The organism is Roseovarius halotolerans (assembly GCF_900172255.1).
Taxonomy (GTDB): Bacteria; Pseudomonadota; Alphaproteobacteria; order Rhodobacterales; family Rhodobacteraceae; genus Roseovarius; species Roseovarius halotolerans.
This window is the reverse complement of sequence record NZ_FWFU01000001.1, coordinates 369,706-393,976: the sequence shown is the minus strand read 5'-3', so window position 1 is coordinate 393,976 and position 24,271 is coordinate 369,706. Positions and strand designations below refer to the sequence as shown.

Annotated in this window: 23 protein-coding genes; 12 read left to right on the top strand and 11 right to left on the bottom strand. The window is 62.5% G+C overall.

Features of this window, described 5'->3' with window-relative positions; translation table 11 throughout:
• Nucleotides 1-62: 62 nt before the first annotated feature.
• Nucleotides 63-269 (bottom strand): hypothetical protein, encoded by a 207-nt coding sequence (locus ROH8110_RS01905; protein WP_085816086.1) that lies wholly within the window; start codon nucleotides 267-269, stop codon nucleotides 63-65.
• 30 nt (nucleotides 270-299) lie between these two features.
• Between ROH8110_RS01905 and ROH8110_RS01900 the strand changes: the two genes are divergently transcribed.
• The 4 genes from ROH8110_RS01900 (at nucleotide 300) to ROH8110_RS01885 (ending at nucleotide 3,998) form a co-directional block, all read left to right on the top strand.
• Nucleotides 300-620 (top strand): DMT family transporter, encoded by a 321-nt coding sequence (locus tag ROH8110_RS01900; RefSeq protein WP_085816085.1) that lies wholly within the window; start codon nucleotides 300-302, stop codon nucleotides 618-620.
• Nucleotides 621-906: 286 nt separating this feature from the next.
• A complete protein-coding gene (locus ROH8110_RS01895) occupies nucleotides 907-1,410 on the top strand; it encodes a TRAP transporter small permease subunit (protein ID WP_176236576.1) in 504 nt (167 codons plus the stop codon).
• Nucleotides 1,411-1,490: 80 nt separating this feature from the next.
• Complete coding sequence (locus ROH8110_RS01890; protein WP_085816083.1) at nucleotides 1,491-2,537, top strand: TRAP transporter substrate-binding protein; 1,047 nt, start codon at nucleotides 1,491-1,493, stop codon at nucleotides 2,535-2,537.
• A 153-nt stretch (nucleotides 2,538-2,690) separates the two neighbouring features.
• A complete protein-coding gene (locus tag ROH8110_RS01885) occupies nucleotides 2,691-3,998 on the top strand; it encodes a TRAP transporter large permease (RefSeq protein ID WP_085816082.1) in 1,308 nt (435 codons plus the stop codon).
• A gap of 17 nt (nucleotides 3,999-4,015) precedes the next feature.
• On the opposite strand, the gene ROH8110_RS01880 is transcribed toward ROH8110_RS01885, so the two are convergent.
• The 10 genes from ROH8110_RS01880 to ROH8110_RS01835 all read right to left on the bottom strand — a co-directional run bounded on the left by ROH8110_RS01880 (nucleotide 4,016) and on the right by ROH8110_RS01835 (nucleotide 15,790).
• A complete protein-coding gene (locus tag ROH8110_RS01880; protein ID WP_085816081.1) occupies nucleotides 4,016-4,222 on the bottom strand; it encodes a formate dehydrogenase subunit delta in 207 nt (68 codons plus the stop codon).
• The gene (gene fdhD / locus ROH8110_RS01875) at nucleotides 4,212-5,033 is read right to left on the bottom strand and encodes a formate dehydrogenase accessory sulfurtransferase FdhD (RefSeq protein ID WP_085816080.1); all 822 of its coding nucleotides are present in this window, start codon (nucleotides 5,031-5,033) and stop codon (nucleotides 4,212-4,214) included. The genes ROH8110_RS01880 and fdhD overlap by 11 nt, the downstream gene beginning before the upstream one ends.
• 9 nt (nucleotides 5,034-5,042) lie before the next feature.
• On the bottom strand, nucleotides 5,043-7,937 hold the full coding sequence (gene fdhF / locus ROH8110_RS01870; protein WP_085816079.1) for a formate dehydrogenase subunit alpha: 2,895 nt from the start codon (nucleotides 7,935-7,937) through the stop codon (nucleotides 5,043-5,045).
• Nucleotides 7,934-9,451 carry a formate dehydrogenase beta subunit gene (locus ROH8110_RS01865; RefSeq protein WP_085816078.1) on the bottom strand — a complete coding sequence of 506 codons (1,518 nt, stop codon included), beginning with the start codon at nucleotides 9,449-9,451 and terminating at the stop codon, nucleotides 7,934-7,936. Before ROH8110_RS01865 ends, fdhF begins: the two co-directional genes overlap by 4 nt.
• Nucleotides 9,448-9,924 carry a formate dehydrogenase subunit gamma gene (locus ROH8110_RS01860; protein WP_085816077.1) on the bottom strand — a complete coding sequence of 159 codons (477 nt, stop codon included), beginning with the start codon at nucleotides 9,922-9,924 and terminating at the stop codon, nucleotides 9,448-9,450. Before ROH8110_RS01860 ends, ROH8110_RS01865 begins: the two co-directional genes overlap by 4 nt.
• Nucleotides 9,925-10,019: 95 nt before the next feature.
• Nucleotides 10,020-10,910, bottom strand: a complete 891-nt coding sequence (locus ROH8110_RS01855) for a LysR family transcriptional regulator (protein WP_085816076.1) — start codon at nucleotides 10,908-10,910, stop codon at nucleotides 10,020-10,022.
• A 178-nt stretch (nucleotides 10,911-11,088) separates the two neighbouring features.
• On the bottom strand, nucleotides 11,089-12,813 hold the full coding sequence (locus ROH8110_RS01850; protein ID WP_085816075.1) for an OFA family MFS transporter: 1,725 nt from the start codon (nucleotides 12,811-12,813) through the stop codon (nucleotides 11,089-11,091).
• Nucleotides 12,814-13,198: 385 nt separating this feature from the next.
• Nucleotides 13,199-14,566: a sigma-54-dependent transcriptional regulator gene (locus ROH8110_RS01845; RefSeq protein ID WP_211330743.1), complete on the bottom strand. Its 1,368-nt coding sequence runs from the start codon at nucleotides 14,564-14,566 to the stop codon at nucleotides 13,199-13,201.
• A gap of 170 nt (nucleotides 14,567-14,736) precedes the next feature.
• Nucleotides 14,737-15,291, bottom strand: a complete 555-nt coding sequence (comE, locus tag ROH8110_RS01840) for a sulfopyruvate decarboxylase subunit beta (RefSeq protein WP_085816074.1) — start codon at nucleotides 15,289-15,291, stop codon at nucleotides 14,737-14,739.
• Nucleotide 15,292: 1 nt separating this feature from the next.
• Nucleotides 15,293-15,790, bottom strand: coding sequence for a decarboxylase (locus tag ROH8110_RS01835; protein ID WP_085816073.1), 498 nt, complete (start codon nucleotides 15,788-15,790; stop codon nucleotides 15,293-15,295).
• A 345-nt stretch (nucleotides 15,791-16,135) separates the two neighbouring features.
• Between ROH8110_RS01835 and ROH8110_RS01830 the strand changes: the two genes are divergently transcribed.
• From ROH8110_RS01830 to ROH8110_RS01795, 8 genes are all read left to right on the top strand, one after another.
• Nucleotides 16,136-17,209 carry an extracellular solute-binding protein gene (locus ROH8110_RS01830; protein WP_085816072.1) on the top strand — a complete coding sequence of 358 codons (1,074 nt, stop codon included), beginning with the start codon at nucleotides 16,136-16,138 and terminating at the stop codon, nucleotides 17,207-17,209.
• Nucleotides 17,210-17,278: 69 nt separating this feature from the next.
• Nucleotides 17,279-18,382, top strand: coding sequence for an ABC transporter ATP-binding protein (locus tag ROH8110_RS01825; protein ID WP_085816942.1), 1,104 nt, complete (start codon nucleotides 17,279-17,281; stop codon nucleotides 18,380-18,382).
• The gene (locus ROH8110_RS01820) at nucleotides 18,382-19,239 is read left to right on the top strand and encodes an ABC transporter permease (RefSeq protein WP_085816071.1); all 858 of its coding nucleotides are present in this window, start codon (nucleotides 18,382-18,384) and stop codon (nucleotides 19,237-19,239) included. Before ROH8110_RS01825 ends, ROH8110_RS01820 begins: the two co-directional genes overlap by 1 nt.
• A 13-nt stretch (nucleotides 19,240-19,252) precedes the next feature.
• The gene (locus ROH8110_RS01815) at nucleotides 19,253-20,101 is read left to right on the top strand and encodes an ABC transporter permease (RefSeq protein WP_085816070.1); all 849 of its coding nucleotides are present in this window, start codon (nucleotides 19,253-19,255) and stop codon (nucleotides 20,099-20,101) included.
• A gap of 136 nt (nucleotides 20,102-20,237) precedes the next feature.
• The gene (locus ROH8110_RS01810) at nucleotides 20,238-21,470 is read left to right on the top strand and encodes a quaternary amine ABC transporter ATP-binding protein (RefSeq protein ID WP_085816069.1); all 1,233 of its coding nucleotides are present in this window, start codon (nucleotides 20,238-20,240) and stop codon (nucleotides 21,468-21,470) included.
• 15 nt (nucleotides 21,471-21,485) lie between these two features.
• Nucleotides 21,486-22,406, top strand: coding sequence for an ABC transporter permease (locus ROH8110_RS01805; RefSeq protein WP_085816068.1), 921 nt, complete (start codon nucleotides 21,486-21,488; stop codon nucleotides 22,404-22,406).
• Between the two features lie 123 nt (nucleotides 22,407-22,529).
• Nucleotides 22,530-23,582, top strand: a complete 1,053-nt coding sequence (gene proX, locus ROH8110_RS01800) for a glycine betaine/L-proline ABC transporter substrate-binding protein ProX (RefSeq protein WP_085816067.1) — start codon at nucleotides 22,530-22,532, stop codon at nucleotides 23,580-23,582.
• 238 nt (nucleotides 23,583-23,820) lie between these two features.
• Nucleotides 23,821-24,261 carry an NUDIX hydrolase gene (locus tag ROH8110_RS01795; RefSeq protein WP_245962770.1) on the top strand — a complete coding sequence of 147 codons (441 nt, stop codon included), beginning with the start codon at nucleotides 23,821-23,823 and terminating at the stop codon, nucleotides 24,259-24,261.
• Nucleotides 24,262-24,271 lie beyond the last annotated feature (10 nt).

Here is a 24,271-nt window from a genome sequence, read left to right as displayed (position 1 = left end):
GATTCTTCCATTGGTTCCTATAGCAGACGTCGGTGGAACTCGCAGCATTAGACATTTTGGGCTCACAGCGGCCCTTCGCTGCGCGGAACGTGAACGGCAGCTCTTGTTTGATCGCGCGGGACGTCCAGGATTTTAAAGCGCTGGCGCTGCTGCGCTGCCGGAGGGCCGCTCGACATGTCCTTCCCAGCGGTTTCGATCATCTGCTTGCCACCTGCTTCGCGAGATCCTAGTTCCTCGGATGAGGACGGCCTCACCATCTTGGTCATCATGCGGGACGGCCCGGAACAAGGAGATCAAGCATGGCTTGGATCTGTCTTTTCGCCGCCGGTATCCTGGAAATCGTATGGGCATTCTCGATGAAAAAGTCCGCCGGTTTCACGCTTCTCATCCCGACGACCATCACCATCGCAACAATGATCGTCAGTTTCGGTCTGCTGTCGGTCGCGATGCGAACACTTCCGCTCGGCACGGCCTACACGATCTGGACGGGCATCGGGGCTGTTGGTGCGTTCGTCGTCGGGATCACCGTATTGGGCGAGGCCATCACCCCGGCAAGGATCGTTGCGGCGCTTCTCATCATCAGTGGCATCATCACGATGAAGCTGGCCAGCGCCCACTGAATTGCTTTCCAGGGAAACGGTGATGTCTCCCCCGTCGCACCACCCCCGAAGGGGGGTTGAGGCGTTCTGTACAGAACCGGGCCGCTCCGGGCCGAAAGAGGTACAGAACCGGCGTACAAACCGGACGTTTTGTACGCCCGTCACGCCGCGCCGGGCGTCTTGTTCCGGGCGCGCGGACTGGACTCATATCTGCTGCGCGTCTGGTGGTATGTCATCATTCACCTCTGGGCCTAGGCTCGTCGAGGGAGGACACGACATTGAAAAACAAGGCAAAGCAGCAATGCTGATGCGCGGTCTGGAAGCAACCTGCGCCGCGGTCTCCGCCGTCATGGGGCGCATCGGCTGGGTCTTGATCCTGTATTGCATGGCCTTCGGCGTCTCCGACGTCTTCATGCGCTACGTTCTGAACGAACCATCCATGTGGATCGGCACCTCGCTTCAGGCGGCGATGGTGCTGCTGGCCTGCACCGGCGGCGTCTATGCGCTGCAGCATGACAGCTTCGTCAAACTGGACCTGTTCTACGCGAACGCGCGCACCCGCACCAAGGCGCTCCTCGACATCGCGACCGCGCCCGTCGCCTTCCTTTTCCTCGCTGTGTTGATCTGGAAAGGCTATGATGCGGCGATGCTGTCGCTCAAGCTCAAGCAGGTCACGCCGACGGCGGTTCCGATTCCGATCTACCCCATCAAGTTCGCCATTCCGCTAACCGGGGTTCTCGTATTTCTTATTGTTCTCAAGCAGTTCCTGCGCGACGTGCGCACGGTTCTGGGCCGCGAAACACAGCATTAGCCACCGCGGGCACCCTTCCAGAGGCGTGGCCGGGCAGCAGAAACGATAAAACCGAAACGCAATTTCCAGAGGAGGAAACCATGAAACAAGACCGATTTATCCGGACATTCCTGGCAGCAGGGGTGGTGGCCGTTTCCGGCACACTCGCCATCGCTCAGGATGGCCCGCCCGATGAAGTGACCGAATGGGTCTTCCAGCCCGCATTCGACCAGACCGACGCAGGCTGGGACAACGGTGTGATCCCCTGGGTCGAGGCCGTCGAGAAAGCCACCGAAGGCACGGTGAAAATCCGCGTCGAGCCCGCTGGCGCGCTGGTCAGCGGCGCCGAGGCCTTCACCGCCGCAGCCGCGGGCCAGACCGACGGCTATGCCGGCTGGGCCACGGTCTATGGCGGCGACATGCCCGAAGGCATGCTCGCCTTCGGCATGCCGATGGGTGCCAACAGCCCCGAGCAGGCCTGGGAAGCCATGTGGGGCAATCCCGACTACCGTATCGGCGAAATCGTCCAAGAGGCCGCCCATGCCCGCAACCTGCATTGGGCCGGTTGGAGCAACCAGGGTCCCAACGCCATGTTCACCAAGTTCCGTGTGGAAAAGATGGAGGACCTCGCAGGCCACAAGATGCGTGCCGGCGGGCCACAGGCGCTGTTCCACTCCACGATGGGCGGCTCGCCCGTTTCGATGAACGCGGGTGACATCTACACCGCCATCAAACTCGGAACGATCGAAGGCACCTACTGGGACACCGGCGGGATCGACGACATGTCGTTCCACGAGGTGATCGACTATGCCATCATGCCGGGCTGGAACCCTGCCCAGCATCAGGAAATCTTCATCAATCTCGACAGCTGGAACGCTCTGACCCAATGGCAGCGCGACCAGATCGACGGGATCTTCAAAGAGACGTATTTCCAGACCAGCCAGATGCACGCCGATGGCGTCGAAGAGGCGCTGCAAATCCTGAGGGATGCCGGCGGCGAGGTCATCGAGCTGTCCGACGAGGAGATCGCACGGATGCGCGAGAAGTCGATCAACGACGTCTGGCCGCAGATCGCCGAGCAATCCGAAGGCAACGCACGCGGTGTGGAGCTCTGGAAGCAATATCTCAAGGATGTCGGCGCCTACTGAGCCGGGATGACAGAAAACCAGACCGCCGGCCCGCACCCATCGGGCCCGGGCCGGCGGTTCAAACCAGCACCGCGCCAGATCGGCCAAATGGTCTGGCGCACGCTTTGCGAATGACCTCTTGAACAGCCGAACAACAAGGAAAAAAGAAACGCCATGAGCCTCGAACTCATCACCGCGCTGTATTTCATCGTTCTGTTTGCGCTGCTTTTCATGGGGTTGCCCGTGGCCTTCGGTCTCGGCGGGACGGCGGTCATGTTCGCGATGATGGTCGAGCCGCGCGCGCTTCTCTCGGTGCCGAGCGCCTTCTATTCGACTCCGTGGAACTCGATCCTGGTGACGGTCCCGCTATTCCTGTTCATGGGCGGGCTCATACGATTTTCCGGGATTGCCGAGGCCGCCTATGACGCCGTCTACAAGCTGATCGGGCATATCAACGGCGGGCTGGCGATGGGCACCGTGCAGGTCTGCACCATCTTCGCGGCAGTGACCGGCATCACCCCGCCCGCGACCACGACGATGGGCCAGATCGCCTATCCGTCGATGATGAAATACGGCTATGACCGCTCGATCGCCATCGGTTCGATCGCGGCCGGCGGGGCGCTCGGCGCGCTGATCCCGCCAAGCGTGCCGTTCATCTTCTATGGCCTTCTGGCCAAGGTCTCGATTGGGGATCTGTTCATGGCGGGGATCATTCCCGGCCTGATGCTGGCCACCTTTTACGTGATCTATATCGGGGTGCGCTGCAGGATTCAGCCGCATCTGGGGCCGGGGCTTCCCGAAGAGATGAAGTTCACCCCGCGCGAAAAGGTCCGCGCAGTCATCAGCATATGGCCCTTTGCCGTTCTGATCGCGATCGTTCTCGGGGTCATCTGGGGCGGTATCGCGACCCCTGCCGAAGCCGCCGCTTTCGGCGCTGCCGGTGCCTTCCTGATCAATGCGATTTACGGCCGCCTCAGCTGGTATGTGCTCCGCGAGTCGCTGGTGTCGACGCTGAAACTGACCGGGATGGGGCTTTGGATCCTGATTGGGGCAACCGTTTACCTGAACGTGTTCAACTCCATGGGAAGCCAGGATTTGCTGACCGAGCTGGTTCTGGCGATGCCCGGCGGGAGCACCGGGATCATGCTGATGATGATGCTGATCATCCTGGTTCTTGGCATGGTGATGGACGATTGGGCGATCATCATGCTCTGCACACCACTGTTCATCCCGATCATCGACGGTCTCGGGATCGACAAGCTGTGGTTCGGCGCGCTGTTCATCGTGAATATCCAGATCGCCTATCTGACCCCACCCTTCGGCTTCGTCCTGTTCTGGATCAAGGGTGTGTTGCCGCGCGATGTCAGCATGGGCGACGTCTACAAATCGGTCGGGCCCTTCGTCCTGTTGCAGTTCCTGGGCCTGACGCTGATATTCCTGTTCCCGCAGATCGCCACCTGGCTGCCGATGGCATTGAAATAGCGTGGAATGGAGGCGGATCAGGAGATCAGCCTGACCGCCTCCAGAACGTCTTGGTCAAGACCCTCACCGCCATGCGCGACATAGTCCTGTAGCTGGTCGCGCATTCTCGGCTCCCAGAAATCGGTCAGGTGGTTAGCGACCTTTTCGGCCTTGTCATCTCCAGGCTGGGACTTGAAGAAAGTGGCGATCTGGTTCGCCATGTGAACCATTTTATCAGGCGACATCGGTGACCTCGGATGTGATGCGTTCGGGATGAGAATATATGTCGAAGCCGCCCTCGCGGGCAAAAGCGACGACCGTGATTCCGGCGCCTTCGGCCAGCCGCAGAGCATGCGCCGTGGGCGCCGAAACGGCAATCAGGACGGGGCAGCCGGCCATCGCGCATTTCTGCACAAGCTCGAGTGACAGGCGGCTGGTCAGAACAAAGGCCCCATCGGCGGCGGATATGCCCTGACGCGCCATCGCGCCGATCAGCTTGTCGAGCGCGTTGTGACGGCCGATATCCTCGCGCACGGCGATGATACCCTGGCCGGGAACAAGGAAGCCCGCCGCATGAGTCGCGCCCGTCTTGGCGTGAAGCGGCTGCGCTGCGCGCAGGTCGTCTGTCGCGCGGGCGACCTCGCGATGCGCCAGGCGCAGCGACATATCGCCGACATGCGGCAGTGCGCGATTGGCCTGTTCGAGGCTGTCGATACCGCAAAGCCCGCAGCCCACCGGCCCGGCCATGAAGCGCCGCCGCGCCGCCAATGCCTCCTGCCGGTCCTCGCGCAGCCAGAACCGCGCCTCGATTCCGGCCTCGTGGCACTGCTCCTCGAACCCCTCGATCTGGTCGAGGCTGTCGATCACCCCTTCGGTCAGGGCGAAGCCATACGCGAAGTCGGCGATATCGCCGGGGCTGGCCATCATCACCGCGTGGGTCGTGCCGTCATAGACCACCGCGACCGGAACCTCTTCGGGCAAGGTGCGCGTGATCTCGGCGCGCCCCTCATCATGCGCCGAAATCCCCGGCAGACTGCGGCTGAGGGAAAAGCGCATGATGCGCCCTCACTCGGCCGCGGGCAGGATACGGCGCGAGCGCGCGGCCTGCTCGGCGTAATCCTCCTGCCAGTCGGTCGGCCCATTCGAGGGGCTGATCTGCACCGCCGTCACCTTGTATTCCGGGCAGTTCGTGGCCCAGTCGGAATAGTCGGTCGTGATGACATTGGCCTGCGTATCGGGATGATGGAAGGTCGTGTACACCACACCGGGACTCACGCGGTCGGTCAGCGTCGCGCGCAGCGCCGTCTCACCCGATCGGCTGGCCAGCTTCACCCAGTCCCCATCCTTCACGCCACGTGTTTCGGCGTCATGGGGATGGATCTCCAGAAGGTCCTGTTCGTGCCAGACGACGTTCTCGGTGCGCCGCGTCTGCGCCCCGACATTGTACTGGCTCAGAATCCGCCCGGTGGTCAGCAGCAGCGGGAATCGCGGCCCGGTCTTTTCGTCGGTGGGCACATATTCGGTGATCATGAAGCGGCCCTTGCCGCGCACGAATCCGTCCACATGCATCATCGGCGTGCCCTCGGGATTGGCCTCGTTGCAAGGCCATTGCACGCTGCCCTTCTCCTCGAGCAAGGCGTAATCCACATTCGCGAAGGAAGGCGTCGTCGCCGCGATCTCCTCCATGATCTGAGCGGGATGGGTATAGTTCCAACCGGCCCCCATCGCATTGGCCAGCAGCTGGGTGACCTCCCAGTCGCCATAGCCATTCTTCGGCGCCATCACCTTGCGCACGCGGTTGATCCTGCGCTCGGCATTGGTGAAGGTGCCGTCCTTTTCAAGGAAGGTCGAGCCGGGCAAGAACACATGCGCGTAATTCGCCGTCTCATTGAGGAAAAGATCGTGCACGATCACGCATTCCATCGCCGCCAGACCGGCGGCCACATGTTTGGTATCCGGATCCGATTGCAGGATGTCTTCGCCCTGGCAGTAAAGCCCCTTGAAGCTCCCATCGACGGCCGCGTCCAGCATGTTGGGGATGCGCAGGCCGGGTTCCGGGTCGATCTCGACGCCCCAGGCATCCTCAAAGATCTTGCGCACCTCGGGCAGTTTCACATGGCGGTAGCCCGGCAATTCGTGCGGGAAAGACCCCATGTCGCACGAACCTTGCACGTTATTCTGGCCGCGCAGCGGGTTCACGCCCGCACCTTCATGCCCGACATTGCCAGTCAGCATCGCAAGATTGGCGATCCCCATGACCGTGGTCGATCCTTGCGAATGCTCGGTCACGCCAAGGCCGTAATAGATCGCGCCATTGCCGCCCGTCGCATAAAGCCGCGCTGCCTTGCGCAGTTCCTCGGAGGGCACACCGGTCAGCATCTCCGTCGCCTCGGGTGAGTGGCGGGCATCGCTGATGAACGCGGCGTATTCCTGGAATTCCTCCCAGTCGCAACGCTCGCGGATATAGGCCTCATCGAACAGGCCCTCGGTGACGATCACATGCGCCAGCGCGCTGACCACGGCCACATTGGTGCCGGGGCGCAGCGGAAGGTGATGCGACGCCGCGATATGCGCCGATTTGACCAGGTCGATCCGTCGCGGGTCGATCACGATCAGCTTCGCGCCCTCCCGAAGCCGCTTTTTCAGGCGGCTGGCAAAGACCGGATGGCCATCGGTCGGGTTGGCGCCGATCACGATCACCACATCGGCATATTGCACGCTGTCGAAATCCTGCGTCCCCGCGGACGTGCCATAGGTCTGGCCGAGGCCATAGCCGGTCGGCGAATGGCAGACCCGCGCGCAGGTGTCGGTGTTGTTGTTGCGAAAGACGGCCCGTGCCAGTTTCTGAACGAGGAACGTTTCCTCGTTCGTGCAGCGGCTCGAAGTGATGACGCCGATGGATTTCTGGCCATAGCGATCCTGCAGACCGCGCATACGATCCGCCGCAAAGCTCAGCGCCTCGTCCCAGCCGACCTCGCGCCAGGGTTCATCGATGCTGTCGCGGATCATCGGGTTCAGGATGCGGTCCTTGTGATTGGCATAGCCATAGGCAAAGCGGCCCTTGACGCAGGAATGGCCGCGATTGGCCTTGCCGTGCTTGTAGGGCACCATCCGCACCAGTTGGTCGCCGTTCAACTCGGCCTTGAAGGAACATCCGACCCCGCAGTAGGCACAGGTGGTCACGACCGAACGGTTCGGTGTGCCCATCTCGATCACGGACTTCTCCTGCAGGGTTGCGGTCGGGCAGGCCTGCACGCAGGCGCCACAGCTGACGCAGTCAGATGTCAGGAAATCATCCGCCGGCGTTCCCGCACGCACCCGGCTGTCGAAACCGCGTCCCTCGATTGTCAGCGCAAAGGTGCCCTGCACTTCCTCGCAGGCGCGCACACAGCGGCTGCAGACAATGCATTTGCTGGGGTCATAGGTGAAATACGGATTGCTGTCGTCTTTGGGCAGCCATTCCGGATTGGATTCGCCACTTGTGTTGCGGGCCTCGAAATGGTTGGCCAGCGTGCCAGCTTCGGGCGCGGTGTAGCGAACGTCGCGCAATCCGACCATTCCGGCCATGTCCTGCAATTCGCAATCGCCATTGGCGGCGCAGGTCAGGCAATCCAGCGGGTGATCCGAGATATAGAGCTCCATCACACCGTTGCGGATCTTGCGCACCTTGTCGGACTGAGTCCGGACGACCATTCCGGGCGTCACCGGCGTGGTGCAGGACGCGGGCGTGCCACGTCGCCCCTCGATCTCGACCACGCAAAGCCGGCACGAGCCGAACGCCTCGAGACTGTCGGTCGCGCAGAGCTTGGGCACCTGGATGCCCGCCTCGGCGGCGGCGCGCATGACGGACGTGCCCTCGGGCACGGTCACGTCGAAACCGTCGATGCTCAATGTGACGGGGGCACCCTTGGTTGCCGGGGTGCCCATGTCACGGTCGTCGGGGATGATGAAATCCTTCATTCTGCGGCCTCCTTCGTGGTCGCGAAATCGTCGGGGAAATGGGTGACGGCAGACATCACCGGCAGCGGCGTGAACCCGCCAAGCGCGCAAAGCGAGCCATCCTTCATGGTCTCGCACAGATCGGCCAGCAGCGGCATCGCATCGGCGTCGCCCTGTGCGATCCGGTCAATGGTCTCGACCCCGCGCACCGCACCGATCCGGCAGGGCGTGCACTTGCCACAGCTCTCGATGGCGCAGAACTCCATTGCGAAACGCGCCATGCCCAGCATGTCGGCGCTGTCGTCGAACACCACGAGCCCGGCATGGCCCAACAGCCCGCCTTCGGCATCGAGTTCCTCATATCCGAGCGGCGCATCGAATTTCGCAACCGGCAGATAGGCCCCGAGCGGGCCACCCACCTGTACCGCCTTGACCGGTCGTCCCGAAGCGGTGCCGCCGCCAAGGTCATTCACCACCTCGCCCAGGGTGATCCCGAAGGCGGTCTCGAAAAGCCCGCCGCGCGCGACGTTGCCCGCGATCTGAAGGGTCACGGTCCCACGCGACCGGCCGAGTCCGAAATCGGCGTAGTGCTGCGCCCCTTTCTCGAAGATGACCGGCACCGTGGCCAGCGAAATGACGTTGTTCACGACGGTCGGCCGCCCAAGGAACCCTTCCAGTGCAGGCAACGGCGGCTTGGCACGCACCACGCCGCGCTTGCCTTCGAGGCTGTTGAGAAGCGAGGTTTCCTCGCCACAGACGTAGGCCCCCGCCCCGACCCGGATCTCCATATCGAAGGCCCGGCCAGAGCCAAGCACATCACTGCCCAGAACACCTTTCTGGCGCGCGATCTGCACGGCGGCATTCATGACCTTGATCGCATCGGGATATTCCGAGCGCAGATAGACGTACCCCCGGGTCGCGCCCACGCCAAGGCCCGCAATCGCCATCCCTTCGATCAGGGTAAAGGGGTCGCCCTCCATGATCATGCGGTCGGCAAAGGTGCCGCTGTCGCCTTCGTCGGCATTGCAGACGATGTATTTCTGTGGCGCTTCCGCCTCCAGAACGGTGTTCCACTTGATCCCCGTCGGAAACCCCGCGCCGCCGCGACCGCGCAGGCCCGAGTCGGTGACCTCCTTGACGATCTCGGCGCCGCTCATCGCGGCCGCGCGGCGCAGCCCGGTCAGACCGCCATGCGCCTCGTAATCCGCAAGGTTCAATGGGTCGATCACGCCGCAGCGTGCAAAGGTCAGCCGCGTCTGACGCGCGAAGAACGGGATATCCTCGACCGGCCCCAGGCTTTCCAGAGCACCGTCCAGCAAAGCGGGTACATCCGCCGCACCAATCGGCCCGTAGGCCTGACGCCCTTCACCGCGGTCGATCTCGACCAGTGGTTCCAGCCAGATCATGCCGCGCGTGCCGTTGCGCACCAGTTCGATTTCAAGCCCACGGCGCGCGGCCTCGGCGCCGATCGCCTCGGCCACCGTGTCCGCTCCAAGCGCCTTGGCGGCGCTGTCCATCGGTACCCATATCTTCATGCGCCCGCCTCCTTCAGAAGTTCGGACATCCGGGATGCATCGAGACGCCCCACGACCTTGTCGTCCACCATCGCGGCGGGACCGCAGGCGCAAAGCCCCAGGCAATAGACCGGCTCGATGGTCACCGCGCCATTCGCCGTCGTGCCGTGCCATGCGACCCCAAGCTGACTCAAAGCCGCATCAGCCAGCGCGTTCGCGCCCATGGCCTGACAGGCCTCGGCGCGGCAGATCCTGACCACGTGACGACCGGCGGGCACCTCGCGGAAATCGTGATAGAAGCTCATGACCCCATGCAGTTCCGCGCGGGAAATGTTGAGCACATCGCAGATGATCGGCGTCGCGGCCTGCGGGACACATCCGAAATGCTCCTGCAAGGCATGCAGAATGGGCAGCAAGGGGCCTTCCATTTCGGCATGTTCGTCAATGATGGCCCGGATTTCGATATCCTCGGCCCGTGGCTCTGCGCTTTGCATGGCTTTCCTCAACTCCGGTCCTCTGCGGTCCCGATACCAGACCAAATCCACACCCCTACAATCAATATCGCTATTCCGTGGCCCGATCAGGATTCTCAATCGTTCCAGCGGGGCAAACGGCGCGCCTGCGTAAGAAGCGCGTCGATGACCGGTGTGTGGGGTTCGCGATAGGGGGCGACAAGGCCCACTGAATGCCCCCTTCCCGCACCGGAAAGAGGTATTATTTTCAATGGCTTGCCACCTGCCAAGAAGCGCGCGATATCGGCGGGAAGCACCGTCAGCCAGTCGCCTGATTCCACATTGGACACAAGCGCGACGATGGAATTGGATTCGATCCAGGCCTCCGGCGCGATTCCGGCGTCCATGAAATTCTTGTTGATGATGCGGCGGTTCTGCATGTCAGGGGTCAGAAGACACAGCTTTTGCCCATCCAACTCACCCCATCCGACCGACTTTTGCGAGGCGAATGACGAGCGATCCGAGCAGACCAGCATGTATTCCTCGTGATAGAGATGCTCGGTGCTGACGCGGCCCATCGGTTCGTTGTCGATGTAGGATATTCCGATATCGGCCTCGAAATTCTCGAGCATGGTCAGGATATCGCGCGACGTCCGGGACAGGATCGTGAACCGCACGTTGGGATGCTGGTCGTTGAAGATCGCCGACAGCCGCGCCGCCCAGGTCAGCGCCGTCGGGATCGCCGCGATCCTCACCCGACCGGACAGGCCATGCCGGGTATTGCGCATCTCGTCCTTCAACTGGCGCGCGTCCCCGACGATGCGGCGCGCCCAGACCAGCGCGCTCTGCCCCTCGGGGGTCAGCCCGCCAAAGCGCGAGCCGCGAAAGATCAACTGCACGCCAAGCTGTTCTTCCAACTGCTTGATTCCCGCCGACAAGGTGGGCTGCGTCACCCCCAGGCTGTCGGCTGCCCGACCGAAATGGCGCTCCCGGGCCACGGCGATGAACATTTCAAGCTTGTCGAGCATGATAGAAAATTCCAATCGAAAAGCTGTTGATTGATTGCACCTCGGGCAATGGAGCAAGCGCTGTGCGCCGTCAACACCTTGCCATGCAACGTGCCGCAAATCGAGCCTCGCGCGCCGTATCCCGCCGCGGAAATGGTCGTCCGGGGCGCAGGATCACGCGCGCCCCGGACCGTTGCGATCATTCCACAGGCACGGCCGCCAATTCGGCCTCGTCGTGGTGATGGTGCTCTTTCACGGGCCTCATGACGAGGTTGGCGAAGAATGCCACCACCAACAGCGCCGCCATGCAATACATCGTTGTATTGTAGAGGCTTGGCGTCGGGTCGATGGTGCCCTCAGGCGCGATCTCCATCAGTCGCGAGATCGTCACGGTCTTGGCAGCGACCAGCTGGTCCAGTTGCGCGAGCGGCGCGCCGAACTTCTCGGCAAACGCCGCCGGATCGACTTTGGCAGCGAGATCGTTGATCGCGCTGGTGACCGACATCTGTCGCAGCGACGTGATTGCCAGCGGGCCAAGCACACCCGCCGTCGACCATGCCGTCAGCAGCCGCCCGTGGATGCCCCCCACATGCATCGTGCCGAACATGTCGGCCAGATAGGCCGGGATCGTCGCGAACCCGCCGCCATACATCGAGAAGATGATCATCGTCGCAGCATAGAAACCGATCAGGTAGATCATGGCCGGATTGCTGGCGACAGCCGTGGCGAAGTAGGGAATCGACAGATACAGCAGCGTGCCCAGAACGAAGAAGCACATATAGGTCGCCTTGCGCCCGATGTAATCCGAGGTCGAGGCCCAGAAGAACCGGCCAACCATGTTGAAGACCGAAATCATCAGAACATAGGTCGAGGCAAAGGCCGCGGTGACGACCAGCGGCATCACCGTCCCGAAAATCTCCGACATCATCGTCTTGGCCACGCCGATCACACCGATCCCCGCGGTCACGTTGAAACACAGCATGACCCACAGCTGCCAGAACTGAGGTGTCTTGATCGCCTGGTCGATATGCACGTCATTCTGGGTGACAAGCCCCGAGCGGCTGGGTTTCGGCTCCCATCCTTCGGGCTTCCAGTCCTTTGCGGGGACACGATATTGGAAGGCCGCGATCACCATCACGATGAAGTAGACCACACCGAGCGTCATGAAGGTCTGAGCCGCGCCGGTGTCACCGGTCCCGACGACATAGACCCCGGCCTCGCTTCCGAGTTCGGCCGCCTGCGCCGCCGAGGCGATGACCACCTCGACCTTACCGGCCGCAGTTTCGGCGAAGATCCGGCCGTTCTCGACCATCGTCGTCACGGCATCCTGAGCACCCAGATACTCGGGCGTGGTCTCGAACAGGTTCAACAGCCACCCCTTGACCGGGGCCGCGATCATCGCGCCGCCGCCGAAGCCCATGATCGCCATGCCCGTTGCCATGCCGCGCCTGTCGGGGAACCAGCGGATCAGGGTCGACACCGGCGAGACATAGCCAAGCCCCAGACCGCAACCGCCGAAGACCCCATAGCCAAGGTACACCAGCCAAAGCTGATGCGACGCGATACCAAACGACCCGAGGATAAAGCCACCACCCCAGAGCAGGGCTGCGACCACGCCCACCATCCGCGGGCCGACCTCTTCCAGCCACTTACCTGCAAAGGCAGCGGCAAGGCCCAGGAACACGATGGCGACAGAAAAAATCCAGACGACCGATCCAAGGCTCCAATCCTCGGCGGCAGGCGCCACGACGCCCAACTGGCGTGTCAGTGGCGGGTTGAAGACCGACCAAGCATAGACCGAGCCGATGCAAAGATGGATCGCGATCGAAGCAGGCGGCACCCGCCAGCGATTGTAGCCGGGTCTGGCGACGATGTGGTCCTTGTAAAGGAACCCCAATGCCCCTCCTGAGCGTGCATTGCTCATGACAAATTTCCTCCCATTGATGTGCCTGGCGCGCTTCCTGGCCTCCACCCAAAGCTCGCCAACATTGCGGCATGCTGTTGCATGCCCGCAAAAACAGTTCGCCAAGCGCAACCAAGTCTGTCAATATATTTATTGTTTTATATCAATATCTTAGATGGACTTTTTGACGCTCCGGCGGGCTTGGACCAGGTGTGACCGGGACTTTCTGTCGGTCGCTCGTCACCAGACCGGCTCCAACCGGGACATTCTGTCCAAACCGGGGGCTTTCGTGGATTTGCGAAGAAAGTCGCGATGTGCCGGGACATTGCCGGGTCAGCTGCGCCTTCACCTCAGTCGACCGGGGGCTCTTGCGCCGATTCACCCCTGCGCTGGAATGCGGCGGGTATCAGACGCCCCAGGCGGCACATTTGCGTTCGATGGTCTTTCGCGACACGCCCAGCCGTTTCGCCGCCTCGGTGCGATTCCCGCCAACCTGCTCAAGCGCGCGCAGGATCTCGCGGCGCTCAACCTGGTCCAGCGGCACGATCTGCTGATCGGTCATGTCATTTCCGAGCGTCTCCAGCGGAAAGCTCCCGAAAATCAGTGACCGCTCGATGAAGTTGCGCAATTCACGGATGTTGCCGGGCCAAGTATGCCGCAGGATAGCCGCCCGTGTCGCGGTATCGATCTCAAGACGCTCCAGCCGCAGGCGCGATGCGATTTCCTCAAGAAACAGCTCGGCCAGTTCGATCACGTCGGTCTCCCGGCGGTTGAGCGGCGGCATCCGGATCTCGACAACGTTCACGCGAAACAACAGGTCCTCACGAAAACGCCCCGCTCGGACCTCTGCCGTCAGGTCGCGGCTGGTCGCCAGAACAAAGCGCAGGTCGAGCTGGATGTCCCTCTCCGTGCCGACCGGACGGATCAGCCCATCCTCAAGCACCCGCAGCAGCGCTGATTGGGCAGCGGCATCGAGTTCCGATATCTCGTCGAGGAACACCGTGCCGCCCTGCGCCGAGGCCAGCAACCCCTCGCGCCCACCCTGTGCACCCGGAAAGGCGCCGGGCGCATGGCCGAACAGTTCGATTTCAATCATCTCGGCGGGGATCGACCCGCAGGAGATCGGCACGAATGGCATCTTGGCGCGTGACGAATGCGCATGGAGGTGCCGGGCAGCCACTTCTTTCCCGGTGCCCGACGCACCCGTGATCAGCACCGGGGTCGAAACATTCTCGACACGAGCAAGGGTCTGGCGCACGGATTCGATGACTTCGGAACTTCCGATCAGTTCATGACGCCGTTTGCGGCCGATGTCGGTTGCGTCAAGTTCGCGTTGAAGCAGCATGTTCTCGCGCCGCAAGCGCGACATTTCTATCGACCGCTGGATGGCGTTCAGCAGCTGGTTCGAGCGGAACGGCTTGAGTATGAAATCCGAGGCCCCCGCCCGCATGGCTTCGATCGCCGTCTCAAGGTCCGCATAGGCGGTCACCATGATGGTATCGGTGAACCCGCCCTTGCTGCGTTCCTCGGCCAGCCATTCGATGCCTTTGCGCTCGGGCATTATATTGTCGAGAATCATAACGTCGTAATGGCGTTCGGCGAGGCAGGCACTGGCGGCCTTGGCGTCGGCGGCCTCTGCGACATGGGCGCAGAAGGGTTCGATCGTCTTCATCATGAAATTGCGCATGCCGGGTTCGTCATCGACGATCAGCACGCTGGCATTGCCAAGGCGCTCGCCCCACTGCTTGTCCGGGATCGTGTCGGTTGAATCCAAGGCCCCCTCCGTTCAGGCGCCATAATGGTCAAACAGATCGCTCAGACCAGCCATTTTTTCGATCCGCTCCGCCTTGATCCGCGCAGCCGATGAAAACAGGCAAAACCGATAGGGCGGGGCGATGAAGGGCCTGCCTTCGACGCGTCCCCGCCCCTGCCCGACCGGTTTCGTCAGGCTTGCACGGCTTTCATGAAACGGTCGCGGATGACGACCGGGTCCATCGTGATGACAGGCATCTTGGCGTTGCCGCTTTCGCACTTGCAGACGATGACCGTCATCTTGCGGGCATCAAGCGCCTCTTGCAGGACGCGCCCGGTATCTTCGGCTTGGCATTCGATAACGCGTTCGCATCCGCAGGCCTCGGCCACCTTGGCCAACGATGTCTTGCGCCCGGCATAGGTAGGCTGATCGCCGGTCGACCCATATGAGCCATTGTCGATGATCAGCAGGATGTAGTTATCCGCGACGTTGTTGGCGATGGTCGGCAATGTCCCCAGATTGGTCAGGACCGAGCCGTCCCCATCGATGACCACAACCGGCTTGGGCTGCGCGAGCGCAAGGCCAAGGCCGATCGACGACGCCAGGCCCATCGTCCCGAGCATGTAGAAATTCGTTGGCTGGTCATCGATGGCATGCAGCTCCTGGCTGGGAATGCCGATATTGCACACGACAAGCTCGTCACGAAGAATCGGGGCGATTTCCTTCAGGATTTCGGAACGGATCATCTCAATAGCCTCCCCAGAAGCTGGCATCGGTCAGGATCGCGACCGGCTTGTTGCACATGAATGTAAACTCAAGAATCTTCGGCAGCTCGGCGACATCCGCCTGATGGTGGAAATGGTAGGTCGGGATATGCATCTGCGCCAGCAAGGCCTTGGTGTGCACTGCCATTTCGACCTGACAGGCCACCGGCTCGCCCAGTTCACCGCGATAGGAAATCAGCATCGGCAGCGGCATCCGGTAGAACTGCGTCAGTGTCGCCAGCGTGTTCAGCGTCACCCCGAGCGCCGTGTTCTGCATGATGATCGCAGGGCGTTTCCCGCCCATCCAGGCGCCCGCGCACAGGCCCATCCCCTCGTCTTCCTTGTTTGACGGGACATGCGCGATCTCAGGGCGCCGATCAATCTCGTCGATCACGCCTGCAAGCTGCTTGCAGGGCACGGTGGTGACGAATTCGATCTTGCTGGCGACCAGATCGTCAGTAATTCGGGTATCTATGGACATTGGCGGTCTTTCACCTTTTCAAGAAGTTCAGAGCCAGCCAATGTCGCGCCGTCGCGACGCCGATGGATACGATACCACCGCGCCCGGCACCACGCACCGGCCGGGACGGCTGACTGCGCGGAATGCTAATCGGCTGTCGCCGCGTGAACAATGGGTTTCTTGCCCGCTGCCGCCAACGCACCCGGGGAAAGTGGGTCGGACTCTCTCGGTGCGGGTCCGTGATTGGGATTGACACTGCCACATTCTCCGCGCGTAAATGTGGCACAACACAAACCGCTGTCATGAAAGTTTCGTGCGCGCATGGCATGCGGATACGGCTATTCAAATCACCAGACGGGGACCAACATGAAGACGACATCGAACCAAGTGACGCTCGCCACCGCGATTGCGGGCCTTCTGGCACTGAGCCAACCCGCTGCGGCAGAAACGCTCCGCCTGCTGACATGGGGTGGCTATGCGCCCGAAAACGTGGTGGCGAAATTCGAAGAGGAAACCGGCCACAGTGTCGAGGTGACCCTTTCAAACAACGAAGAGATGATCGCCAAGCTGCGCGCGACCGGCGGCGGCGGCTTTGACCTTGCCCAGCCCAGCCAGGACCGGATCGCCGGACCGCAGGCCGAGTTCGGCATCTACAAGCCGATCGACCTCTCGAAGATCGACGCCTCGCAATTCATTCCCTCGATGCTCGAGGCGACCAAGGCGAACACCACCGTGGATGGCAACGTCTATGGCGTGCCGCATGTCTGGGGAACCTCGGGTCTTGTCCTGAACACCGCCGAAGCCGGCATGGTCAAGGACTACACCGACCTTTGCGCACCCGAGGTGGCCGGCAAGGTATCCTACCGCCTGCGCCGCCCGACCCTGATCGGCTTTGCCTTCTCGATGGGGATGGATCCGTTCGCCGCCTATGGCGACGAGGCCGCCTATACCGAGATCATGGAAAAGGTCGAAGCCAAGCTGATCGAATGCAAACCCAACGTGAAGGCCTACTGGAGCGGCGGTGACGAGCTGATGAACCTCATGCGTTCGGGCGAGGCCGTTGCGGCGATGGCATGGGATACCGGCGGCTGGAAGCTGAACGAGGACAATGCGGACGTGACCTTCGTCGCCCCGACATCGGGCGCACTGGGCTGGATCGACACCTTCGTCCTGCCCGCCAAGGGCAGCGCGGACGATGCCGCCTATGACTGGATCAACTTCGTCATGCGCCCCGAGGTCTCGGCGATGATCACCGAAGCGGCGGGCAACTTCACCGCGTCGAAAGGTGCCGACGAGTTCGCCTCGGACGAACTGAAGGCCAAGTATCAGGCCAGCTTCCCGCCTGAGGCCGTTGACAACATCAAGTGGTATCCCCCGGTTCCCGCAGGCCTCGAGGTGATCGAGGGCGGCGTTCTCGACCGCGTCAAAGCGGCGAACTGAGGCTGATCAATTTCAGGAGGCCCCCGCTCCTACGGCGGGGGCCTCTTCTTTGTGAAGGACCACGACGACATGACAATTCCCGATCTCGAATGCACCGACCTGACGAAACGTTTCGGCGACACCAGCGCCGTCGAGAACGTCTCCTTCGAAGTGCCGCCGGGGTCGTTCTTTTCCATCCTCGGGCCATCGGGCTGCGGCAAGACCACGATCATGCGGATGATCGCGGGATTCCTTGCCCCCACCAGCGGCGATATCCGGATCAAGGGCCGCTCGGTGCTGGACGCGCCGCCCAACAAGCGCCCGGTCAACATGGTCTTCCAGCATCTCGCGCTGTTCCCGATGATGAACATCGCCGACAATATCGGCTACGGGCTGCGCCGTCAGGGCGTGTCCAAACCTGAAATCACCCGCAAGGTGGGTGAGGTCCTGGAACGGATCGGCCTGCCCGATATCGGCGAACGCAAGGTCGATGAGCTGTCGGGCGGCCAGAAACAGCGGGTCGCCATCGCCCGCTGCATGGTGCTGGAACCCGATGTGCTGCTGCTTGACGAACCGCTTGGCGCGCTCGACCTGAAGCTGCGCGAACATATGAAGATCGAACTGAAGGCACTGCAGAGCGCGTTTGACACGACCTTCGTCTACATCACACACGACCAGAGCGAAGCATTGGTCATGTCGGACAATATCGCAGTGATGAACGCCGGCCGCTTCGAACAGATCGGCAGCGCGCGCGACCTCTATTACCGCCCTGAAACGCCTTTCGTCGCCAGCTTCGTCGGCGACAGCAACCGCTGGCGCGGGCGCGTCGTCTCGGTGTCGGGCGACAACCTGCGCCTGCGCAGCGAAAGCGGGCTCGATCTTTGCGGCAACAGCCACGGCCGCCCCGTCTCGGATGGCGACGAGGCCGAGATATTCGTGCGCCCCGAGGCGATCCGCCTTGGCCGTGGCGAAGCCGACATCGCCCATTTCGACAACCGCCTGTCGGGCCGGGTCACCAGCCTCCTGTTCAACGGCGCCGCCAGCCGTATCCTTCTGCGTCCCGACAGTGGCGGCGAGGAAATCGAGGTCGCCCTGCCCCAGTCGGGCGAATTCGCGCATCTGTCGCGTGGCGACACCGTGCATGTCGGATGGTCCAGCGATCAGGGCAACTGTTTCGCGACGGAGACAGGCTGATGCAGGCGGCGCATCGACTGGGCTTCGTGCTGCTTCTGACGCCGCTTCTTCTGTGGCTTTCGTTGCTGATCCTCATTCCGCATGTCGACATGTTCCTCGTGTCGCTGCGCGAACGTGTCGGGGTCGGTGAATATGCCACCAGCCTCGCCAATTACCGCAGTTTCATCGACGAACCGCTGTATCTCTGGACCTTCGCGCGCACGGCGGTCATGTCGGTGATGGCCACCGCGCTGACGCTGCTGATCGGCTTTCCCGTCGCCTATTACATCGCCAAGATGGCGCGTGGGCGGGTGCGCTCGGCGCTGTTTCTGCTCTGTCTCGTGCCGTTCTGGGTCTCGGAACTGGTGCGCACCTTCGGCTGGATGATCCTTCTTCGCGAAACGGGCCTGTTCTCGTCGCTGCTGCAATGGGCCGGGCTGGTCGATGGGCCGGTCGAGATGCTTTACAACGATGTCGCGATCATGGTCGGGCTGGTCTATACCTCGATGCTGTTCATGGTGGTCCCGCTGGTGACGACGCTCGACAGCCTCGACGACTCGGTTATCGAGGCCGGTTACGACCTTGGCGGCTCCGGCCCCTCGATCCTGCGCGAGATCGTCATCCCCCATGCCATGCCCGGCATCGTGTCGGGCTCGATCGTGGTGTTCATGCTGTCGCTGGGCAATTACCTCACCCCGATCATGCTTGGCGGCAAGGACAGCCTCTGGTTCACCGAGCTGATCTATTCGCAGTTCATCGTCCGCTTCAACTGGGAGTTGGGCGCCGCCTTCGGCTTCATGCTGCTGATCCTGTCGTCGGTCATTGTCTGGGGCACGCTTCGGCTGACCGGGCAGACGCTCGAAAAGACAATGGGATAAGGAGAGGCGCGCGATGATCCCCACGATCCCCCAAAACCGCACGATCCGCGCCGCCTACATGGCCTATGTCGTGCTGTTCTTCCTCTACCTCGCGCTGCCCCTGGCGGTGGTCGCGGTCTTCGCCTTCAACGACAGCCAGTTCCCCTCGCTGCCCTGGGAGGGGTTCACCTGGGCCTGGTTCTTCGGCGACGAAAGACCGATGATCGGGGTGTTTCACGAGCGTCCCATCCTGCGCGCCATCGGCACATCCGCCTTCGTCGGGCTGTGCGTTTCGGTGCTGGCCGTGGCAGTGGGCACCACCAACGCCTTTCTGTTCAACCGCTACGAGTTTCGCGGGCGGGGGTTGCTGTACGTTCTGATGCTTCTGCCGCTGGTCATTCCGGGTATCGTTCTGGGCATCTCGATCCTGGTATTTTCCTCCACCGTCGCCAATGCCGCATGGGACATGGCGAATCTCGACCTTCAGGCATTGCGTCCCGGACTCGTTCTGGTGGTGCTGGGGCAGTTTTCCTTCATCACCACGATCGCGACGCTGGTGATCGCCGCACGGCTTCAGAAATTCGACCGCACGCTGGAAGAGGCCGCGCTCAACCTTGGTGCCGGTCGCCTGACGGCGGTGCGCACCATCACCATTCCGTTCCTCATGCCCGCCATTGTCGGCGCCTTCGTGGTGGCCTTCCTGATGAGCTTCGAGAATTTCAACACGACGCTTATGCTGGTGGGCTCCGACGCGCCGCTGACCATCGCCATGTTTGACCGCCTCAAGGAGGGATCGACACCGTTGCTGAACGCGGTCTCGCTTCTGCTGATGGTGGGATCGAGCCTGCTGGCGCTGGTCATGATCCTGTTCCAGCGCCGATAACTCCAACCCGGCCAGCCCCACCGATCCGGCTTGCGAAAAGACACGGGGTTGAAAGACCGTTTTACGGCTGCCATATCCCCCGGCATATCGAAACATCATGTCCGCTTAACCCATTTCATGGGCCGGGAGGCTTTTTTTGACTGACAAGATCGTTGCTGAAAACCTTTCCAAGGTGTTCGGAGACGACCCGCGCGAGGCGCTCGAACTCATCCGCCAGGGCAAGACCAAGGACGAGGTTCTTGCCCAGACCGGACAGACAATCGGAGTCCATTCCGTCGATTTTTCCGTCGCCGAAGGCGAAGTCTTCGTCGTCATGGGCCTTTCCGGGTCAGGCAAATCCACCCTGGTGCGCATGCTGAATCGCCTCGTTGAGGCCAGCGACGGCGCCATTTATCTCGACGGCGAGGATGTCTGCACCGCCAATCCCTCGGCGCTGCGCAGGCTTCGGCTAGAAAAGATCACGATGGTCTTTCAGCATTTCGCGCTTTTCCCGCACAAGACGGTTCTCGAGAATGTTGAATATGGCCTCAAGATCGCGGGCGTCCCGGCGAGCGACCGGCATGAGCGCGCCCGCGACGCGCTTGACAAGGTCGGGCTGTCTGCCTGGGGTGATCGCCGTCCAGCGGCCCTCTCGGGCGGGATGCAACAGCGCGTCGGCTTGGCGCGCGGACTCGCGGTCGACCCCGAGATCCTCTTGATGGACGAGCCCTTTTCGGCACTCGATCCGCTCATTCGCAGGGACATGCAGAACGAATTGCTGGTCCTCCAGCGCGAGCTGAAGAAGACCATCGTCTTCATCACCCACGACCTTGACGAGGCCCTGACCCTCGGCGACCGGATCGCCATCATGAAGGAGGGCCGTTTCGTTCAGGTCGGCACGGCCGAAGAGATCGTCGGCAACCCGGCGGATGACTATGTCGCCGCCTTCACGCAGGATATCGACCGCGCGCGTGTGTTCGATGCAGGCCGTGTCATGGACGTGCCCGAGGCGCTCGACCTTGACGCCGACGATCCCTCCACCGCACGTCAGCGGCTTGACGACCTTGGCCGCGACAGCGTGCATGTGCTGGCCAAGGGCGCGCTAGCCGGGATCATAACCCGCCGTTCCCTCTCGCAGGTCGAGGGCCGGCGCAATGCTTCGCTGGACGATGCGCTGCAAAGCGAGGCCCCGACCGCGCGGCCCGAGACGCGTCTCTCCTCGCTTTACGGCGCGTGCCGCTCGGGCCTGCCGGTCGCCATTGTCGACGACAGCGGTGATTTCGTCGGCGTGGTCACGCCCGAAGCCGTGTTCGACCTTCTCGCACAAGACAACACCAATCCAGGCGAGTCCGGCGAACCCGCTGACGCCGCGCCTGCGTTTTCGGCGTGAACGGGAGAAACGACCATGTGGCAACCATCCGATAGCTTTGAAATCCCGCTCGACACCTGGGTCGAGGCCGGTATCAAGGACTGGCTCGTGCCGAATTTCCGCGAGGTCTTTCAGGCGGTCCAAACCCCCATCGCGTTGGTGCTCGATGGGTTCGACATGGGTCTTCAGGCCATCCCGATGCCGATATTCACCATCGTCATTGCGCTTGTCGCCTGGAGTGTCGCCAGCCGAGGCCTGGCGGCATTCACCCTTGTCAGCCTGGCTTTGGTCGATCTGATCGGCGTCTGGTCGCAGACCATGACCACGCTGGCGATGATCCTGACCGCGGTGCTGTTCTGCGCGCTTGTGGGCGTGCCCCTCGGGATCGCGGCGGCGCGCCGCGACGGGTTTGAAAAGGGCATCCGCCCGGTGCTCGACATCATGCAGACCATTCCGCCCTTCGTTTACCTCGTGCCGATCGTGATGCTGTTCGGCGTCGGCATGACGCCGGGGATCATCGCCACGATCATCTTTGCGCTTCCGCCAATCATCCGCCTTACCAATCTGGGCATCCGCTCGGTCCCCGCCGACCTGATCGAGGCCGCCTACGCCTTCGGCTCGTCGCCAAGGCAGGTGCTCTGGGAAGTGCAGTTGCCGCTGGCGCTGCGCACGATCATGGCGGGGCTGAACCAGACCCTGATGCTCGCGCTTTCGATGACCGTGATCGCGGCCCTGATCGGCGCGGGCGGGCTTGGCCTGACGGTCTATACCGGGCTGGGGCGGCTTGATGTCGGTGCGGCCACCGAAGGCGGCCTCGGGATCGTGCTGCTGGCGATGATCCTCGACCGGATCACTCAGGCGCTCGGCAGCGATGCAACCCGGCAGTCGCCGGGGCTGCTGGAGACACTTAAATCGTTCTTTCGCAAACGGGCACCGGCAACGTCGTCGCATGGCTGACGCCGAAGCGTACCCGTGACACCCATCCCATGCGGTCATGCGCTGCCGGCATGACTGCTGATCCGCCCCCGGCGCGCGAAACGCCGGCGTGGCGACAATCCGAGAAGAAGGAGGACTTTCGCGATGATCAACAAGAAAGCGATCCTGAAGACCACGACCACGATGGCCGTTGCTGCCCTTGTGGCGATGCCCGCCGCGACGGCAGCCCAAGAGAAAAGCATGCCCGGCGAAGGCGTCAGCATCGACATGGCGCGCGCCGGCTGGGATACGGGCTGGTGGCAGGCCGAAATCTACAGCCAGTTGCTTCAGGAACTGGGCTACGAGGTGTCGCGCATCACCACGCTCGACAACCCGCCCTTCTACCAGACCGTGGCGCAGGGCGATGTGGACCTCTGGGTGAACGGCTGGTTCCCGCTGCACAACTCCTACGAGGACGCCTTTGAGAACGGCGCCGAAAAGATCGGTTATGTCGCCAAGGGCGGTGCGCTTCAGGGCTACCTGATCGACAAGAAGACGGCCGAAGAGCATGACATCACCTATGTCTCGGACATCACCAAGGACGAGAACCAGGAACTTTTCGACGCCGATGGCGACGGCAAGGCCGATCTTGTCGCCTGCCCGCCGGGCTGGGGATGTGAAACGGTGATTTCGCACCATTTCGAGGCCTATGAATGGGGCGATGACTTCAACGCCATCAAGGCCGGGTATTCCGCGTCGATGGCCGATGCGCTTGGCCGGTTCCAGAGCGGTGAGCCGATCTTCTTCTATACCTGGACGCCGAACTGGACCGTGGGCGAACTGACGCCCGGCGAAGACGTCGTCTGGCTTCAGATGAAGGAAACCAAGCTGCCCGAGGACCAGGCGGATCTGGCCGATGCCACCACCGTCGAGGACCTCGAAGGCTGCCGTGGCGAACAGCCCTGTGATCTGGGTTGGCCCGCCAACGACATCCGGCCCGTGGCGAATTCGGAATTCTTGGAAGAGAACCCGGCAGCCGCCGAGCTTCTGCGCCAGGCCAGCATTCCGATCAGCGCCATCTTCGATCAGAACGCGAAGATGAACGAAGGTGCCGACAGCCCCGAGGATCTGGAACAGCAGGCCTCGGCCTGGATCGAGAACAACCGCGACAAGGTCGACGGCTGGCTCGATGCCGCGCGCGACGCGGCCAGCATGTAACGGTGAAGGTCCGGCCGGGGTTTCAACGCGAAATCCCGGCCGCCCCGCGACTTGTGGCATTGCCCGCGCGCCCATTCGGGTGCGCGGGCATTTTCGTTTTAGGTTCCCAGCCTGCGGCACAACGTGGGATCAGGGATGAACCCTCGCCACGCCGGGCGCAGTCGCATAGAACCGGTGCGGCAACATGCCGGCAAGCCTAGGCGCGACCGGTCCTGATTCAGTGAAACGAGGCTGCCCCGTGACGACATCATCCGCCCCGCCCCGCCCCATCGCCGCCACCATCGCCACCGTGATCCGGGACCAACAGGTGCTGCTCGTGCGCCGCGCCAATCCCCCTGATGCGGGCCGCTGGGGCTTTCCGGGGGGCAAGATCGAGCCGGGCGAAACCATCAGCGATGCTGCGCTGCGCGAACTCTTCGAGGAAACCGGCACCAAGGCCGAGGCTGAGCGCATTTTCACCGCTGTCGATGTCTTCGAGCCCGGCGGCGATGGCGCGCTTGGGCGTCACTTCATCCTGATTGCAGTGCTGTGTCGCTGGATCTCGGGAGACCCGGTCGCGGGTGACGACGCGCTCGAGGCGCGCTGGTTCGACCTCGAAGCGCTCGACGGGGACGATATCGTGCTCAGCCTCGATGTCGCCCGCGTCGCCCATGAGGCCGCGGCACTGCGCCTTGCATGACACCGGAAAA

Excerpts from the sequence above, each read along its gene's own strand:
- fdhF (WP_085816079.1), bottom strand. The coding sequence starts at position 7,937 with ATGAAGGATTTCATCATCCCCGACGACCGTGACATGGGCACCCCGGCA.
- proX (WP_085816067.1), top strand. The coding sequence starts at position 22,530 with ATGATCAACAAGAAAGCGATCCTGAAGACCACGACCACGATGGCCGTT.
- ROH8110_RS01890 (WP_085816083.1), top strand. The coding sequence starts at position 1,491 with ATGAAACAAGACCGATTTATCCGGACATTCCTGGCAGCAGGGGTGGTG.
- ROH8110_RS01900 (WP_085816085.1), top strand. The coding sequence starts at position 300 with ATGGCTTGGATCTGTCTTTTCGCCGCCGGTATCCTGGAAATCGTATGG.
- ROH8110_RS01830 (WP_085816072.1), top strand. The coding sequence starts at position 16,136 with ATGAAGACGACATCGAACCAAGTGACGCTCGCCACCGCGATTGCGGGC.
- ROH8110_RS01895 (WP_176236576.1), top strand. The coding sequence starts at position 907 with ATGCGCGGTCTGGAAGCAACCTGCGCCGCGGTCTCCGCCGTCATGGGG.
- ROH8110_RS01855 (WP_085816076.1), bottom strand. The coding sequence starts at position 10,910 with ATGCTCGACAAGCTTGAAATGTTCATCGCCGTGGCCCGGGAGCGCCAT.
- ROH8110_RS01835 (WP_085816073.1), bottom strand. The coding sequence starts at position 15,790 with ATGTCCATAGATACCCGAATTACTGACGATCTGGTCGCCAGCAAGATC.
- ROH8110_RS01885 (WP_085816082.1), top strand. The coding sequence starts at position 2,691 with ATGAGCCTCGAACTCATCACCGCGCTGTATTTCATCGTTCTGTTTGCG.
- ROH8110_RS01820 (WP_085816071.1), top strand. The coding sequence starts at position 18,382 with ATGCAGGCGGCGCATCGACTGGGCTTCGTGCTGCTTCTGACGCCGCTT.
- ROH8110_RS01850 (WP_085816075.1), bottom strand. The coding sequence starts at position 12,813 with ATGAGCAATGCACGCTCAGGAGGGGCATTGGGGTTCCTTTACAAGGAC.
- ROH8110_RS01905 (WP_085816086.1), bottom strand. The coding sequence starts at position 269 with ATGATGACCAAGATGGTGAGGCCGTCCTCATCCGAGGAACTAGGATCT.
- ROH8110_RS01805 (WP_085816068.1), top strand. The coding sequence starts at position 21,486 with ATGTGGCAACCATCCGATAGCTTTGAAATCCCGCTCGACACCTGGGTC.
- ROH8110_RS01880 (WP_085816081.1), bottom strand. The coding sequence starts at position 4,222 with ATGTCGCCTGATAAAATGGTTCACATGGCGAACCAGATCGCCACTTTC.
- ROH8110_RS01825 (WP_085816942.1), top strand. The coding sequence starts at position 17,279 with ATGACAATTCCCGATCTCGAATGCACCGACCTGACGAAACGTTTCGGC.
- ROH8110_RS01860 (WP_085816077.1), bottom strand. The coding sequence starts at position 9,924 with ATGCAAAGCGCAGAGCCACGGGCCGAGGATATCGAAATCCGGGCCATC.
- comE (WP_085816074.1), bottom strand. The coding sequence starts at position 15,291 with ATGATCCGTTCCGAAATCCTGAAGGAAATCGCCCCGATTCTTCGTGAC.
- ROH8110_RS01865 (WP_085816078.1), bottom strand. The coding sequence starts at position 9,451 with ATGAAGATATGGGTACCGATGGACAGCGCCGCCAAGGCGCTTGGAGCG.
- fdhD (WP_085816080.1), bottom strand. The coding sequence starts at position 5,033 with ATGCGCTTTTCCCTCAGCCGCAGTCTGCCGGGGATTTCGGCGCATGAT.
- ROH8110_RS01815 (WP_085816070.1), top strand. The coding sequence starts at position 19,253 with ATGATCCCCACGATCCCCCAAAACCGCACGATCCGCGCCGCCTACATG.